Below are 15,043 nucleotides of genomic sequence, written 5' to 3' on the forward strand. Positions count from 1 at the left end.
ACCACGGGTTCCGCGGGCGGGTGGGTCTTACCGTCGAGTAATATCGCGCGGCAGGCCCCCAGAGGAGGAACCGTGTCCCGGTCCGATCGCTCACCCCTGCTGCTCGCCGGCCTGCTGGCCACCGCGGGCGTCGCCCATTTCGCCCAGCCCCGCAACTTCGACGCGATCGTGCCGCGCGCGCTTCCGGGTACGCCCAGGGCGTGGACGTACGCCAGCGGTGCCGCCGAACTCGCGCTGGCCGCGGGCCTGGCCCTGCCCCGTACCCGGAAGGCCGCCGCGGTGACCGCGGCCGCCTTCTTCGTCGGGGTGTTCCCCGCCAACGTCAAGATGGCCTGGGACTGGCGGCACCGTCCCACCCCGCAGAAGGCCGCCGCCTACGGCCGCCTGCCGGTGCAGGTGCCGCTCGTGCTGTGGGCCCGCGGCGTCGCCAAGAGCAGCGAGGGCCGGTCGTGAGCCGCCCCCCTGCCGTGGGCGACACCGTCGAAAACTTCACGCTGCCGGACGAGACCGGCACCCCGCGCAGCCTGTCCGGGCTGCTCGCCGACGGCCCGGTCGTCCTGTTCTTCTACCCCGCCGCCCTGACCGCCGGCTGCACCGCCGAGGCCTGCCACTTCCGCGACCTCGCCGCCGAGTTCGCCGCGGTCGGCGCCCGCCCCGTCGGCGTCAGCGGCGATCCGGTCGAGCGGCAGCAGGAGTTCGCCGGGCGGCACACCCTCGGCATGCCGCTGCTCTCCGACACCGACGGCACGGTCCGCGAGCGGTTCGGGGTGAGGCGGGGATTCGCCCTGGCCCCCACCAAGCGGGTCACCTTCGTCCTCGGACAGGACCGGACCGTACTCGAGGTCGTCCGCAGCGAGCTGAGAATGAGCACCCACGCCGACCGCGCCCTGAGCGCGTTGCGTACCGCGCGCGGGTAGGACTCCACCTGGCTCCACCCCTCTGCGTCGCGGTTGAAACCGTGACACATAGGGTCAATCCTGGACGCTATGGAGTATGTCTCCGCCGCGGCGACCTTGGACGCCCACGGCACTGTGACGGGGTGGAGCGAGGGTGCCCGGCGGCTCACCGGCTATCGGGCCGAGGAGGCCGTGGGGCGTGACGTTCCGGCGGATGCTGGCCGAGGACGTGCCCGCCGAGGCCGTGTCCGCGCTGGCCGGCACGGTCCTGCTGCGGCGGCGCGACGGCAGCCCCGTCGCGCTCCGTCTGCAGGGCTGCGCCATGACGGGCCCGAGCGGGGAGGCCACCGGATACGTGGTCGGCACCGTCCCGCCCGGCGAGCAGGACGGCGCACCGGCCGACCGCTACTTCGGGCAGGCGTCGGTGCCGATGGCCGTCTTCGACGCCGGCCAGCGCTACCTGTGGCTCAACGACGCGGCCTGCCGGGACATGGGCGTGCCGGCCCGCGCGCTGCTCGGCCGCCACTTCCCGGACACCGTGGAGGACAGCGAGCAGAACCGGAACTTTCTGGGCCATCTGCGCCGGGTCGCCGAGACGGGCCGGTCCGTGCGTTTCGAGAGCTTCCTGGACGTACCGGCCCTGAACCGGGATCTGGCACGGGTCACGGAGATGTGGCCGGTGCGGGACGCCGCGGGCGAACCGGCCGGCACCGCGCTGGCCGTCTTCGACAGCACCGACCAGCACTGGGCCCGCGAGCGCCTCGCCCTGCTGAACAAGGCCGCGGGCGTCATCGGCACCACGCTGGACCTCGGACGCACCGCCGAGGAACTCATCGATGTCCTCGTACCGCGCTTCGCCGACTTCGCCAGCATCGACCTGCTCGAATGGGTCCTGGGCGCGAAGGAGACCCCGCTGGTGTTCAGCGACGAGGTGGTGCTGCGCAGAGTCGCCCACGGCTCCATCAGCGAGGGCACCCCCGAGGCGGTGGTGCGGCTGGGGCAGGTGGACACCCACCCGGCGCTCTCCCCGCCCGCCCGTGCGATGCAGGAGGGCCGGGTGTTCGTCAGCCAGGCGGGCGAGCCGGCGTTCTTGCGGTGGGTCACCGAGCGCAGGAACCGCGCCTCGGGCGGACGGCTCATCGGGCCGCCCGCCCACTCGATGATGGCGGTGCCCCTGCGGGCCCGCGGCATCACCCTGGGCGTCGCGGTGGTCATGCGTACCCGCCAGCCGGACGCCTACGGACCCGAGGACGCCACCTTCGCCGAGGAACTCGCCAGCCGGGCGGCGGTCTGCATCGACAACGCCCGCCGCTTCGCCCGCGAGCGCTCCACCGCCCTGGCCATCCAGCGCAGCCTGCTGCCCAAGGGGCTGCCGGGCCAGGCGGCGGTCGAGGTGGCGCACCGCTATCTGCCCTCCGCGTCGGCGGCGGGCATCGGCGGCGACTGGTTCGAACGTCATCCCGCTGTCCGGCAGCCGCGTCGCCCTCGTCGTCGGCAACGTCGTGGGCCACGGCATCCCGTCCACGGCCACCATGGGCCGCCTGTGCACGGCGGTGCGCACCCTCGCCAACGTCGATCTGCCGCCCGACGAACTCCTCACCCACCTCGACGACCTCGTCACCCACCTCGCCACCGGCGGCGTGGGCGTCGAGGGCGACGAGGTCGCGGAACTGGGCGCCACCTGCCTCTACGCGGTGTACGACCCCGTCTCCCGCCGGCTGGCCCTGGCCGCCGCCGGGCACCCCGCCCCCGCCCTGCTGCTGCCCGACGGCACCACACGGCTCGTCCCCATGACCGCCGGGCCCCCGCTCGGCGTCGGTGGACTGCCCTTCGAGGCGACCGAGCTGGAGCTGCCCGAGGGGACCGTCGTCGCCCTGTACACCGACGGCCTCGTCGAGGACCGCGACCGCGACGTGGACCACGCCACGGCGGAGCTGTGCCGCGCGCTGGCCGCGCCCGCGAGTTCCCTCGACGCCCTGTGCGACGGCGTGCTGAAGGCCGTACTGCCGGAGGAGCCCGGTGACGACGTGGCGCTGCTGCTGGCCCGCACCCGCGCGCTGGGCTCCGACCGGATACGCACCTGGGACATCGACCCCGACCCGGCGCACGTGGCGGAGACCAGGCAGTCCGTCAGCGAACAACTGGCCGAGTGGGGGCTGGACACGACCGCGTTCGTCACCGAACTCGTCGTCAGCGAACTGGTCACCAACGCGATCCGCTACGGCGAACCGCCCATCCAACTGCGCCTCATCCGCGACACCGCGCTCATCTGCGAGGTCTCCGACGCCAACTCCACCTCACCACACCTGCGCCGGGCCCACGCCTTCGACGAGGGCGGGCGGGGCCTGCTGCTGGTCGCACAACTCACCCAGCGCTGGGGCTGCCGACAGACGGACAACGGCAAAACCATCTGGGCCGAACAGCCCCTGCCCCGACAGTGACCGCCGGGGGCACCTCCCGCCAACCGGTGACCTACTCGACCCTCCGCGTCTTCACCCGCGCGGCCAGCACCGGAATCGCCTCGACCTTGTCCGCCGTGAGGTCGTTCCAGACAAGCCCCGGGGGCCGGCGACGCCCAGGGCACCGAATCACCTCATCCGGCGTGATGATCAGGTCCACGCTGAAGTCGTGCTCGGTCTCGGGGATCTCCTCGGCGACCACCTGGAGCTGGTGGACGGGTGCGACGATGACCGTCTCCTCCGTCACGAGGCCCGCCTCGATCAGGAGCGCCACCTCAAGGTCGGAGTACCCCGCGCCCTTGCCGATGCGCGCGCCGGAACGGTTGACCGCGACGCTGCCGCAGATCACGACATCGATCGGCCGCATGTCTTCCACGCCGACACGGCGAGCCACCTGTGAGGCACCCTTCTTCTCCGCGGCCTGCTCAAGGGGCAGCTCAAGCGTCTCGGGGTCCAACAGGTAGAGTGGTTGGAGGCTCGCCATCCTCGGCACGGCCATGTAAAGAAGCTTGCCGTCCCGGAGCGCACGGACCCGGATCGGCAACTGAGCCCAGTCCGGGTTCGCCTTTGTCGTCCGAGCGCGCTTCCACACGTCCAGCCCGGCCAGGCGGTCGGCCGTCGCCTCAGCCCCGTAGAACCCGGGGATCTTGCCGTACGAGCCTTCCGGCACCGCACCCTCGCGTTCGAGCAGGCGCCACACCTGGTCGCGAACGGCTTCCTTGGCCTGATCGATGTCGCTCACGCGCTCCTACCGGTCCTGTCGGATCGCTGCCATGAGAGCCGGCAGGCGGTCGTTGACATCCTGCACCCACGGCTCGTGTCGCCACTCGCGGTTCGACACGTCACCCACCCCCGCCGTCCTCCGCGGCGACCCGGGCGAGGGTGCGGCCCGTGCGTGCGGAGCGGGCCCGGCGGGGGTCCGGGGTGCCGCCGTGTGTGTGGGCGCCGCCGGCCGTCTTCACCAGTAGCCAGGCCGCGTCGTGGCCGGTGTCGTCCCGGCCGCCGCGGAAGCGGGTCAGCGCGTACTCGCCGTGCAGCTTCGTGCCGTGCAGCCGGAACCTGGCGTGCCCGTGCGCGAGCGACTCCTCGAAGTCGACCGGGCGCCCACGGCGGTCGTGGCTCAGCGGCTCGTAGGTGCCCCGGTCCCAGACGATGACCGTGCCGCCCCCGTACTCGTGCGCGGGGATCACCCCCTCGAACTCCTCGTACTCCAGCGGATGGTCCTCCGTCGGCACCGCGAGCCGCTTGACGCTGGGGTCCGCCGACGGCCCCTTCGGCACCGCCCAGGACTTCAGCACGCCGGCCACCTGCAACCGGAAGTCGAAGTGCAGGGTGCTCGCGTCGTGGATCTGCACCACGAAGCGGGGCCTGCGGGGCTCCTTCCCGTCGGAGGACGCCCCGCGCCCCGCGGGCTCACCGGTCCGGCCGAAGTCACGTCTGCCGCGGTAGTCCCGCAGCCCGCTGTGCTCACTCACGTGCGGCTCCTTCCCTGGGGACCCACGCCGACCGGTGCCGGGTACCCGTCAGAACTCCTCGTGCACCTCGGGATCCCCGCCGAGCCGCTGGTGCGGCCGGTCCGCCACCGCGCGCATCTGGTCGGCGTCCAGCTCGAAGCCGAAGATGTCCAGGTTGGCCCGCTGGCGCGCGGGGTCGGCGGACTTCGGGATCGGCACCGCGCCGAGCTGGGTGTGCCAGCGCAGGATCGCCTGGGCGGGCGTCACGCCGTGCGCGTCGGCGACCGCCCGGACGGCGGGATCCCCCAGCAGGTCGCTGCCGCGGCCCAGCGGGCTCCAGCTCTCGGTGCGGATGCCCTTGCGCTCGTGGAAGGCGCGCAGCTCGTCCTGCGGCAGGAGCGGGTGCAGCTCGATCTGGTTGACGGACGGCAGCACACCCGTCTCCTTCTCCAGCCGCTCGATGTGCTCCGCCGTGAAGTTGGAGACGCCCACCGAGCGCACCAGGCCGTCGTCGCGCAGCTTGACCATGGCCTTCCAGGAGTCGACGTACTTGTCCACCCGGGGCAGCGGCCAGTGGATCAGATACAGGTCGACGTACTCCAGGCCGAGCCGGGCGCGGGACTCCTCGAACGAGGCGAGGGTCTCCTCGTAGCCGTGGTGCCGGCCGGGCAGCTTGGTCGTGACCACGATCTCCTCGCGAGGGACGCCACCGGCGGCCACGCCGCGGCCCACGCCGGTCTCGTTGCGGTAGTTCGTCGCCGTGTCGATGAGGCGGTACCCCGTCTCCAGGGCGGTGCGGACCGCCCGCTCGGCCTCGTCGTCGTTCATCGGCCAGGTGCCCAGACCCAGGGCGGGGAGTGCGGTGCCGTCGTTGAGCGTGTGCGTCGGGATGCTGATCACCGTGGGACCTTCCCTCGACTGTGCGCGGCGGTGTGCCGCCCCTCAAGCGTCGCCCACCGGTGGCCTGGTGATCAACCGGACGCCGCGGGAGGGGTTCTGTCACGATCGGTGCCGGAGCCAAACGGATGACCGACCGACCAACGGAGCGCGCATGACGACGGACAGGGCAACGGCACGGCGTACGGCGACGCAGGCCGCCGGCATCGAGGTGAAACCGGTCGCCGGGCACATCGGCGCCGAGATCGGCGGCGTCGATCTGGCGGCCGGCCTCGACGCGGCGCAGATCGCGGCGATCCGGGCGGCGGTACTGCGCTGGAAGGTGGTGTTCTTCCGCGACCAGCGCCTCGACCACGCCGGACACGTCGCGTTCGCCCGCCTCTTCGGCGAGCCGGTCGTGCTGCCCCGGCGCGGCAAGGCGTCGCCGGCCGGCTTCCCGGAGATCGAGACCACCGCCGACCGGCTGGAGCTGGGCGGACGGTTCGGCATGGAGCACGACGAGTGGCTGCGGCGCCGGCGCCACACGCTGCTGCGCGGCTGGCACTGCGACCACGGCGCCCGCGTCGACCCGCCGGCCGCCACGATCCTGCGCGCCGAGACGGTCCCGCCGTACGGCGGCGACACCACCTGGGCGAACCTCGCAGCCGCCTACGCCGGGCTCTCGGCCCCGGTGCGCGCCTTCGTCGACGGGCTGCGCGCCGAACACCGCCTGGGCGTCGGCTACCAGCCCCGGCCCGGCGACGACGCCTACGTCCGCCATCTGCTGGACCACCAGACCGCGACCGTGCACCCGCTGGTCCGCGTCCACCCGGAGACGGGGGAGCGGGTGCTGTTCGTCAACGGCTACTACGTCGAGCAGATCGCCGGGCTCTCCCGCCCCGAGAGCGCGGCGATCCTGGAACTGCTGCTGGAGCAGGCGACCCGGCCCGAGTACACCGTCCGCTTCCGCTGGGAGCCGGGCAGCGTCGCCTTCTGGGACAACCGGGCCACCATCCACCTCGCCCCGAGCGACAACGCCCACCTCGGCCATCCGCGGACCATGCACCGCGTGATGCTCGCGGGCGACGTACCGGCCGGGGTCGACGGCACCCCGTCCGAGCCGCTCGTCGGCAGCGAACCCGGCCACTGGTGACCGACCGGGCCGCACCAGCGGGAGCGTCGTCCTCGACCGGCGGGAAGCACGCGAGGAGGGGCGGTCCAGCCGGGCGCGCCGGGTGACCCGCGCGGATGGCGAGGCGTCCGGCGGTCACGGCCGTCGCCCCGGCCTCCGTGAGGGGGAGCGGCGGCGCGCCCGCGGCCGGCGCCCGTACGGCCCGCCGCGTTCGGCCGAGCCCCAGCCGTTCCCGGCGAGGGGATGCCCGCCAACTCCCCGGCGCACCGGGCTCAGAACGTCCGCTTCAGGAGATCGAGCAGCGCCTCCCAGTGCCGCTCGGTCGCCTCCGCGTCGTACGACGCGGTGTCGGCCTGCGTGTAGCCGTGCCGGGCGCCTTCGTACACCTCGCAGCGGTGCCGGACACCGGCCTCGGCCAGCGCCGCGGCCAGGCGTTCCTGCTGCTCGGCGGGCATGCTCCGGTCCTGGTCCGCGTGGGCGAAGTACACCTCGGCGGTGACGCGCCCGGCGACCAGATGCGGGCTGTCGGGCTCCTCGGTCGCCAGGTTGGCACCGTGGAACCCGGCCGCCGCGGCGACCCGGTCCGGGTAGGTGCCGGCGGTGCGCAGGGCGAGGGCGGCGCCCATGCAGTAGCCGGTCAGCGCGACGGGGCCGTCGGCCGCCGCCGGGCAGTCGGCGAGCCACCGCAGACAGGCGCCGGCGTCCCGCATCGCCAGGTCGGGCGTGAGCGACTGGACGGCGGGTCCGATGCGCTTGAAGATCTCCGGTCGCGCCGCCGGGTCGATGAACTCGGGCAGCTCCACGATCGGGGCCCGCCCCTGCCGGTAGAAGACGTTCGGCACCAGGACGGTGTAGCCGGCACCGGCCAGCCGGTCGGCCATGTTCCTCAACTGCGGGCGCAGCCCGAAGGCGTCCATGTAGAACAGGACCGCGGGATGCGGGTCCCCGTCGGCGGGGTGCGTCAGATAGGCGTCGGCCGTGCCGTCGTCGGTGGGTATGTCGACGGCGGTTCCCTGTACGGCGGTCATGGCGGTGGTGCCTCTCTGTCTGTGTGTGTGGGGCTGTCGGTCTGTCGGCCGGGCCCGAGGTGTGCGGTGGCATGCTCGCGAAGAGGACGCCGGCGGCTACTCGAACCGGGACGTGTCCCCCGCGCCCCGCCGCACGATCTCCGCCTCGCCGCCGGAGAAGTCGACGACCGTGGTCGGCTCGGTGCCGCAGTCACCGGAGTCGATCACCGCGTCCACCACGTGGTCGAGCCGGTCCTTGATCTCCCAGCCCTGGGTCATCGGCTCCTCCTCGCCGGGCAGCAGCAGCGTGCTGGACAGCAGCGGCTCACCGAGTTCGGCGAGCAGGGCCTGGGTGACGACATGGTCGGGGATGCGCACGCCGACGGTCTTCTTCTTCGGATGCTGGAGCATGCGCGGCACCTCCCTCGTCGCCGGGAGGATGAAGGTGTAGCTGCCGGGGGTCGACGCCTTGATCGCCCGGAACACGTCGTTGTCGATCTGTACGAACCGGCCGAGCTGCGCGAAGTCCTGGCACACCAGGGTGAAGTGGTGCCGGTTGTCCAGGTGCCTGATCGAGCGGATGCGCTCGATGCCGTCGCGGCTGCCCAGCCGGCAGCCCAGCGCGTAGCAGGAGTCCGTCGGATACGCGATCAGCGCGCCGGAGCGGACGCTGTCGGCGACCTGGGCGATGCTGCGCGGCTGGGGGTTGTCGGGGTGCACGTCGAAGTACTTCGCCATTCACCGAGCTTATGCCCGCCCCGGGCACACCGGCGGACAGGGCCCGGTCGGCGCCCCGGCGCGGCCCCCGCCCGGCCGGTCCCGGCCGCCGGAACCGCCGTGCGCGCACCGCCGTACGGTAACGTCCCGGCCTGGGCCGAGGTCGGGGACGAGGACGAGGAGAAGGCCGACGTGGCGGGCCGAGAGGACGGGACACGGCAGGAGACGGCCGCAGCGGGTGAGCGCCCGGGATGGGCGCAGGAACTGCTCGACCACCTGCGGCCGGCCGGCCGCGACCTGAACAGGCTCGTGACCTGGCTCGCCGGGGCCGCGGACGCGGCCGTCTCGCTCCAGGACGCCGCCGGCCGCCTGCTGGCCGGCACCCGCGCCCCGCTGGACGAGGGACTCGTCGCCGACATCTCCTCCGGCCGGATCGCCTCCGCCGCCCTGGAAGAACGCGGCCGCCATCTGCGGCTCGTCCGCGTGGAGCGGCCGCACCCGGCCCCCGCCGTCGTCCTCGCGGTGGCCCGCGAGACGCCGTTCGACCGGCGGGCCGCCGACATCGTCACGCACACCGCGCAGGTGGTGGAGCTGCTGCTGGCGGGCCACGAGTCGACCGCGGCCGGGTACCGGCTGCGGCGCGCCACCTCCGACCTGCGCCTGGCCATCCTGCAACTGCTGATGGTGGAGGACACCGTCTCCGCCCGCCGGGTGGCCGCCGGACTCTGGCCGGGCCTGCTCGACACCGACACGGCGTGCGTGTACGTCATGGAGGGCAGCCCGCAGGCGCGCGACCGCCTTGCCGAGGAGTGCCTGTCGGCGACGGGCGAACGGGCGCTGGTCGTGCGGTGCCCGGCCATGGACGGCCACGTGATCGTCCTCACGCCCCGCGAGGCGGCGGGCCGGGAGCTGCGCTCGCTGGTCGGCCGCCTTCCCGGTGTGTTCCTCGGCGGCAGCGCCCGCCAGAGCCTCGCCCGCACCGCCGCCGCGTACGGGCAGGCCGTGAGCGCCCTGGCCGTGGCCCGCTTCCGCCCGGAGAAGGCGGCCGTGTACGCCGAGCGGACCCGCCCCGAGCGGCTGATGGACCCGGCGGCGCTGCGGGACTGGACGGCCCGCGTGCTGAGCCCGCTCGACACGCTGCCGCACCACACCCACGCCGAACTGCTCGCCACCACCCGGCTGGGCCTGGAGTTCACCGCCGTCAACACGGCGAAGATCCTCGGCGTCAGCCGCAACACGGTCCGTGCCCGCATGGACCGCGTCGAGGCACTGCTGTGCACGGACTTCGCCGACCTCACCGTCCGCGCCGCCGTCCACCTCGCCCTGAACGCCCAGGCCGGCCTGGCCGAACGCCCGCGCGCGACCGGCGCCGCACGGCCCGGGGCCGCCGGTCTCACCGACCTGCTGTCCGGGCCCGCGCTGCGCGCCTGGGCCGGCGACCTGCTCGGCCGTCTGGAGCCGGACGGCCGGGATCTGCGGCGCACGCTGCGCACATGGATCGCCGTGGGCGGCAACGCCGAGCGCGCCGCCCAGCACCTCGGCATGCACGCCCAGACCGTGCGCGAGCACGTCCGCAGCGCGGAGCCCGTCCTCGAACGCCAGTTGCTCGCCGCGGGCAGCGACCTGTACGAGGTCGTGCTGGCCCACCTGGCGCGGGGAGACCTCGACCAGCCGCCGCTGCACGGGACGAAACCGGGCCATCCGGACTCATCTGTGCACGGGTGAGTCGTTACGGTCCGGTAGCGGGCATCGACACGATTCCCAACGGCGCGTCCGTACGCGTACGTTCGACGGGCCATGGGGGCACGACCGGAACGGGGGACCGGTCGCGTCCCCGCGGCCGCTTCGCCTCTCCGGGCGGGGGACCCGGCCGGCGGGCCGGTGTGCTCCGGTGCCGTCGAGGGCGACGCGGTCGGGCGGGGTCACGGCGGATCTCCGGCGGACGGGGGGGACCGGTCCGGGAGGGGGGAGTCCGTCGCGACCGCGCGGACGGGCGGGGCCGGTGAGGACACTGTCCTCGCCGGCCCCGCCCGGGACGCGGTGCGCTCGGCCGGTCAGCCGTTGGGCAGGATCACCGCGCGGCCGTTGACCTTCCCCTCGTGGAGCCGCTCGTAGGCACGCGGGGCGTCGTCCAGGGAGTAGGTCTCGGTGTGCACCGAGACGGCGCCCGAGCGGGCCAGGTTCAGCACCTCGATCAGTTCGCTCCGGCTGCCCCAGTAGGGGGAGTTGACCGACACCTCGAAGGGCAGCGTGCCGAACCCGACGGGGAGCGAACCGCCGCCGATGCCGACCAGCGCGACATCGCCCTCGACGGCCGCGACATCGCCCGCGATCCGCACCGTCGGTGCCACACCGACGAAGTCGAACACGGCCTCGGCGCCGATACCGCCGGTGATCTCGCGCACCGCGTCCGCGGCCTTCGCGTCCGACGCCAGCGCCTCGTGCGCGCCCACCTCACGGGCCAGGCGCAGCTTGTCCTCGCCCACGTCCAGGGCGACGACCCGGGCGGACGTCAGGGCGCGCAGCAGTTGGATGGCGACATGCCCGAGGCCCCCGGCGCCGATGACCACGGCGGTCGACCCGGGCACCAGCTTGGGCAGCGAGCGCTTGATCGCGTGGTACGGCGTCAGCCCGGCGTCGGTCAGCGGCACCGCCGCGACCGGGTCGAGCCCGTCCAGCGGGACCAGGTGCCGGGGATCGTCGATGAGCAGATACTCCGCCATCGACCCGGGACGCCCGAGTCCCGGCGGGTAGATGCCCAGCTCGTCGGCGCGTAGGCAGTAGTTCTCCTTGCCCTGCGCGCACTTGGCGCAGGTGCCGCAGCCCCAGGGCCCGTACACGGCGACCGCCGTGCCCTCGTCAAGCCCGGTCACCCCGGCGCCCAGCGCCGCCACCGTGCCGACGCCCTCGTGACCGAGGGTGAGCGGCAGCTCGTACGGGAATCCCTCGGCGGGCCAGCCCATCACCGCGATGTCGGAGTGGCAGACGCCGGCCGCGGCGACCTTCAGCAGGACCTGGCCGGGGCCGGGCTCCGGGTCGGGGACGGTGACCACCTCGGGCGGTGCCCCGATGGTCCGGTACTGCAGTGCCTTCATGTCGAACTCCCTTGTTCTCCCCCGGTCGGCCCCCCTGCGCGAGGCGGTGTCAGACGGCGGTGTAGGCGCCGTCGACGAGGTGGTAGCTGCCGGCGACGAAGGACGCCCGGTCCGACAGCAGGAAGGCGATCAGCTCGGCGACCTCCTCGGGGCGCCCGAGGCGGCCGGCCGGGTGGAGGGCGACCAGGCCGTTGTAGGCGGCCTCGTCCATGTTTTTCAGCAGCGGGGTGTCGATGAAACCGGGGCCGACCGCGTTGACCCGGATGCCCTGGGCGGCGTACTCCAGGGCCGCCGACTTGGTCAGCCCGACCACGCCGTGCTTGGCGGCGACATAGGCGGGGGAGCCGGCGAAGGCGACCGAGCCGAGGATGGAGGCGACGTTGACGATGGCGCCGCCCTTGCCGGAGGCCTGCATGGCGGGCAGCTCGTAGCGCATCGAGTAGAAGACGCCGTCCAGGTTGGTGCGTACGACCTGCTGGTAGGCGGCCACGTCGTACTCGCCGGTCGGCGCGCTCGGGCCGCCGATGCCGGCGTTGTTCACGGCCAGGTCCAGGCCGCCGAAGGTGTCGACGGTGAACCGGACGGCGGCCTCGACGGACTCCGGACGGGTCACGTCCAGTTCGACGGCCGCCGCCCGGACGCCCTCCGCCACCAGTTCGGCGGCGGCCCGCTCGGCGCCCTCGGCGTTGTAGTCGGCGATCACGACCTGCGCGCCGCCGGCGCCGAGGCGGCGGGCGGTGGCCAGGCCGATGCCGGAGGCGGCGCCGGTGACGAGGGCGGTGCGGCCGGCGAACTCGGCGGCGGAAGTGGTGTCAGTGGTCCCGGTGGTGCTCATGGTGCTCTCGCTTTTCGATGGTGCTGTCGGGGACCGCGGCTGCGGCCTCCGAGGTCAGTGCGTCGTAGGCCCGCTCCACGACGGCGGCGAGGTCCGCGGCTCCCGAGTCGCCCTCGCCGCCGCGCGCCCACAGACGCAGGGCGGCGATCAGGACTCCGGCGGCGGCGTCCACGACGGCGGCCGGGCGCACGTCCCGGGAGTCGTCGGTGCCGAGCCGTTCGGCGATGACGCGGATCGACTCTTCCTGGGCGTCGACCCGGATGCGCTGATAGGCGGCGAACAGATCCGGCTCGGTGTCGGCCAGGGCCAGCAGCCGGCGCATCCGGGGACGCACGTGCCAGGCCGGGACCTCCGGGTCGGCCAGCCAGTCGCGCACGGCCCTGCGGTAGGCGAGCAGGGGCGGTTCGTCGGCGGGGCGGGCCCGCAGCAGCGCGTTGATGCGGTCGCCGTCGCGGCGGACGAAGTCGAGGGCCGCGTCCTCCTTGCCGGCGAAGTGCCGGCTGAAGGTGCGGCGCGTGACGTCCGCGCGCCCGGCGATGGCCTCCACCGTGGTCGCCGCAGGGCCGCGCTCCAGGATCAGGTCGCAGGCGGCGTCGGCCAGCGCGTCGCGGGTCTGCCGCGCCTTGCGTCGCCGCCGGTCCTCGGCGGTGGGGGAGGGCTTCGCTGCCGTCATGTGTCCGAGCCTACACCTGGAAATGTCCCAGTGGGACACATGACCCAGTGGGACACGAGTTCCGGGTGCCGCCCCGCACTCGGGGTGATAGATCAAGGTGAGTATGGAAAAAGCCGCAAACCGGCATGTGGCAGACGCGCCGCCGCGGGGTACCCGGGCCGCCCGTGTGCGGCCCGACGGCCGCCTCGCAGCTCAGGGCCGCGTCCGACGGCGGCCACCAGGAGAAGGAGCCCACGAACATGACGGACGTAGCGAGCCAGGGACCGGCCCCCGGCGACGACCGCAAGGTGCTCACCAACCGCCAGGGGCACCCCGTCTACGACAACCAGAACCAGCGCACGGTCGGCGCCCGCGGCCCGGCCACGCTGGAGAACTACCAGTTCCTGGAGAAGATCAGCCACTTCGACCGCGAGCGCATCCCCGAGCGCGTCGTGCACGCCCGCGGGGTGACCGCGTACGGCTACTTCGAGGCGTACGGTGCCTGGGGCGACGAGCCGATCGAGCGCTACACCCGCGCCAAGCTGTTCCAGGAGCGGGGCAAACGCACCGACCTCGCCGTCCGGTTCTCCACCGTCATCGGCGGACGCGACTCCGCCGAGACGGCCCGCGACCCCCGCGGCTTCGCGGTGAAGTTCTACACCGAGGACGGCAACTGGGACCTCGTCGGCAACAACCTGGCCGTCTTCTTCATCCGCGACGCGATCAAGTTCCCGGACGTCATCCACGCCCTCAAGCCCGACCCGGTGACCTTCGAGCAGCAGCCCCGGCGCATCTTCGACTTCATGTCGCAGACGCCGGAGTGCATGCACATGCTGGTCAACCTGTTCAGCCCGCGCGGCATCCCGGCGGACCACCGCCACATGCAGGGCTTCGGCGTCAACACCTACAAGTGGATCAACGCGGCCGGCGAGACCAAGCTCGTCAAGTACCACTGGATGCCCAAGCAGGGCGTGCGCAGCATGACAGAGGAGGACGCCGCCAACGTCCAGGCCGAGAACCTCGGGCACGCCACCAAGGACCTCTACGAGGCGGTCGAGCGCGGCGAGTATCCCGAGTGGGAACTCCTCGTCCAGATGATGGACGACAACGACCACCCGGAGCTGGACTTCGACCCGCTCGACGACACCAAGACCTGGCCCGAGCAGGACTTCCCGCCGAAGCCGGTCGGCCGGATGGTGCTCAACCGGATGCCGGAGAACTACTTCGCGGAGAACGAGCAGATCTCCTTCGGCACCGGAGTCCTCGTCGACGGGCTGGACTTCTCCGACGACAAGATGCTGGTCGGCCGCACCTTCTCCTACAGCGACACCCAGCGCCACCGGGTCGGCCCGAACTATCTCCAACTGCCCGTCAACCAGGCCAAGAACGCCCAGGTCCGCACCAACCAGCGCGACGGCCAGATGACGTACCGCGTGGACGGCAGCGGCGAGAACCCGATCGTCAACTACGAGCCGTCGATCACCGGCGGTCTGCGCGAGGCCGAGTATCCGACCCACGACGAGCAGGGGCCGGAGATCCGGGGCCGGCTCACCCGCAAGCGCATCCCGCGCGCCAACGACTACACGCAGGCCGGACAGCGCTATCTGCTGATGGAGCAGTGGGAGCGCGACGACCTCGTGGCGAACTTCGTCGACCTGCTCTCCCAGTGCGACCGGCCGGTGCAGGAGCGCATGGTGTGGCACTTCCTGCTGGTCGAGAACGAACTCGGCCTGCGGGTCGGCGAGGGCATCGGCATCAGCCCGCAGGATGTCGCGCACCTGAAGCCGCTGGCCAGTCAGGACCTCACCGACGAGGACCGCGAGCGGCTGGCCAACCTCGGCAAGAACCCGCCGCGCGACGTGAAGGGCCTGACGATGACCCACTGCGTGCCCGACGAACGGCACGTCGTCACGCGCTGAC

Annotated in this window: 13 protein-coding genes and 1 pseudogene; 6 read left to right on the plus strand and 8 right to left on the minus strand. The window is 73.1% G+C overall.

Going from position 1 to position 15,043, the window contains the following annotated elements; translation table 11 throughout:
* Window positions 1-72 precede the first annotated feature (72 nt).
* From AC4IHM_RS30680 to AC4IHM_RS30690, 3 genes and pseudogenes are all read left to right on the plus strand, one after another.
* A complete protein-coding gene (locus tag AC4IHM_RS30680) occupies window positions 73-453 on the plus strand; it encodes a DoxX-related protein (RefSeq protein ID WP_490870221.1) in 381 nt (126 codons plus the stop codon).
* Window positions 450-917 (plus strand): peroxiredoxin, encoded by a 468-nt coding sequence (locus AC4IHM_RS30685; protein ID WP_490870222.1) that lies wholly within the window; start codon window positions 450-452, stop codon window positions 915-917. The genes AC4IHM_RS30680 and AC4IHM_RS30685 overlap by 4 nt, the downstream gene beginning before the upstream one ends.
* Before the next feature lie 69 nt (window positions 918-986).
* Window positions 987-3,337, plus strand: a pseudogene (locus AC4IHM_RS30690) (SpoIIE family protein phosphatase).
* Between the two features lie 31 nt (window positions 3,338-3,368).
* On the opposite strand, the gene AC4IHM_RS30695 reads toward AC4IHM_RS30690, so the two are convergent.
* The 3 genes from AC4IHM_RS30695 to AC4IHM_RS30705 all read right to left on the minus strand — a co-directional run bounded on the left by AC4IHM_RS30695 (window position 3,369) and on the right by AC4IHM_RS30705 (window position 5,709).
* The gene (locus AC4IHM_RS30695) at window positions 3,369-4,097 is read right to left on the minus strand and encodes a 5-formyltetrahydrofolate cyclo-ligase (protein ID WP_490870223.1); all 729 of its coding nucleotides are present in this window, start codon (window positions 4,095-4,097) and stop codon (window positions 3,369-3,371) included.
* A 100-nt stretch (window positions 4,098-4,197) separates the two neighbouring features.
* Window positions 4,198-4,830, minus strand: coding sequence for a DNA polymerase ligase N-terminal domain-containing protein (locus AC4IHM_RS30700; RefSeq protein WP_490870224.1), 633 nt, complete (start codon window positions 4,828-4,830; stop codon window positions 4,198-4,200).
* 48 nt (window positions 4,831-4,878) lie between these two features.
* Window positions 4,879-5,709 (minus strand): aldo/keto reductase, encoded by an 831-nt coding sequence (locus AC4IHM_RS30705; protein WP_490870225.1) that lies wholly within the window; start codon window positions 5,707-5,709, stop codon window positions 4,879-4,881.
* 151 nt (window positions 5,710-5,860) lie between these two features.
* On the opposite strand from AC4IHM_RS30705, the gene AC4IHM_RS30710 reads away from it, so the two are divergent.
* A complete protein-coding gene (locus AC4IHM_RS30710) occupies window positions 5,861-6,838 on the plus strand; it encodes a TauD/TfdA dioxygenase family protein (protein ID WP_490870226.1) in 978 nt (325 codons plus the stop codon).
* Between the two features lie 251 nt (window positions 6,839-7,089).
* Here AC4IHM_RS30710 and AC4IHM_RS30715 read toward each other — a convergent pair whose 3' ends face one another.
* Window positions 7,090-7,845: a dienelactone hydrolase family protein gene (locus tag AC4IHM_RS30715; protein ID WP_490870227.1), complete on the minus strand. Its 756-nt coding sequence runs from the start codon at window positions 7,843-7,845 to the stop codon at window positions 7,090-7,092.
* A gap of 96 nt (window positions 7,846-7,941) precedes the next feature.
* A complete protein-coding gene (locus AC4IHM_RS30720) occupies window positions 7,942-8,562 on the minus strand; it encodes an L-threonylcarbamoyladenylate synthase (protein ID WP_490870228.1) in 621 nt (206 codons plus the stop codon).
* Between the two features lie 171 nt (window positions 8,563-8,733).
* On the opposite strand from AC4IHM_RS30720, the gene AC4IHM_RS30725 reads away from it, so the two are divergent.
* Complete coding sequence (locus tag AC4IHM_RS30725) at window positions 8,734-10,266, plus strand: helix-turn-helix domain-containing protein (protein WP_490870988.1); 1,533 nt, start codon at window positions 8,734-8,736, stop codon at window positions 10,264-10,266.
* 329 nt (window positions 10,267-10,595) lie between these two features.
* Here the strand turns inward: AC4IHM_RS30725 and AC4IHM_RS30730 are convergent, their stop codons facing one another.
* The 3 genes from AC4IHM_RS30730 to AC4IHM_RS30740 are packed head-to-tail and all read right to left on the minus strand — an operon-like array spanning window position 10,596 to window position 13,144.
* Complete coding sequence (locus AC4IHM_RS30730; RefSeq protein WP_490870229.1) at window positions 10,596-11,636, minus strand: NAD(P)-dependent alcohol dehydrogenase; 1,041 nt, start codon at window positions 11,634-11,636, stop codon at window positions 10,596-10,598.
* A gap of 49 nt (window positions 11,637-11,685) precedes the next feature.
* Entirely contained in the window at window positions 11,686-12,471 is a 786-nt protein-coding gene (locus AC4IHM_RS30735) for an SDR family NAD(P)-dependent oxidoreductase (RefSeq protein WP_490870230.1), read from the minus strand.
* Window positions 12,449-13,144 (minus strand): TetR/AcrR family transcriptional regulator, encoded by a 696-nt coding sequence (locus AC4IHM_RS30740; protein ID WP_490870231.1) that lies wholly within the window; start codon window positions 13,142-13,144, stop codon window positions 12,449-12,451. Before AC4IHM_RS30740 ends, AC4IHM_RS30735 begins: the two co-directional genes overlap by 23 nt.
* A 239-nt stretch (window positions 13,145-13,383) precedes the next feature.
* Here AC4IHM_RS30740 and AC4IHM_RS30745 point away from each other — a divergent pair, with 239 nt between their 5' ends.
* Window positions 13,384-15,042 (plus strand): catalase, encoded by a 1,659-nt coding sequence (locus tag AC4IHM_RS30745; protein WP_490870232.1) that lies wholly within the window; start codon window positions 13,384-13,386, stop codon window positions 15,040-15,042.
* Window position 15,043 lies beyond the last annotated feature (1 nt).

It is taken from the genome of Streptomyces sp. SL06, assembly GCF_058244745.1.

Excerpts from the sequence above, each read along its gene's own strand:
- AC4IHM_RS30710 (WP_490870226.1), top strand. The coding sequence starts at position 5,861 with ATGACGACGGACAGGGCAACGGCACGGCGTACGGCGACGCAGGCCGCC.
- AC4IHM_RS30715 (WP_490870227.1), bottom strand. The coding sequence starts at position 7,845 with ATGACCGCCGTACAGGGAACCGCCGTCGACATACCCACCGACGACGGC.
- AC4IHM_RS30720 (WP_490870228.1), bottom strand. The coding sequence starts at position 8,562 with ATGGCGAAGTACTTCGACGTGCACCCCGACAACCCCCAGCCGCGCAGC.
- AC4IHM_RS30730 (WP_490870229.1), bottom strand. The coding sequence starts at position 11,636 with ATGAAGGCACTGCAGTACCGGACCATCGGGGCACCGCCCGAGGTGGTC.
- AC4IHM_RS30735 (WP_490870230.1), bottom strand. The coding sequence starts at position 12,471 with ATGAGCACCACCGGGACCACTGACACCACTTCCGCCGCCGAGTTCGCC.
- AC4IHM_RS30740 (WP_490870231.1), bottom strand. The coding sequence starts at position 13,144 with ATGACGGCAGCGAAGCCCTCCCCCACCGCCGAGGACCGGCGGCGACGC.
- AC4IHM_RS30745 (WP_490870232.1), top strand. The coding sequence starts at position 13,384 with ATGACGGACGTAGCGAGCCAGGGACCGGCCCCCGGCGACGACCGCAAG.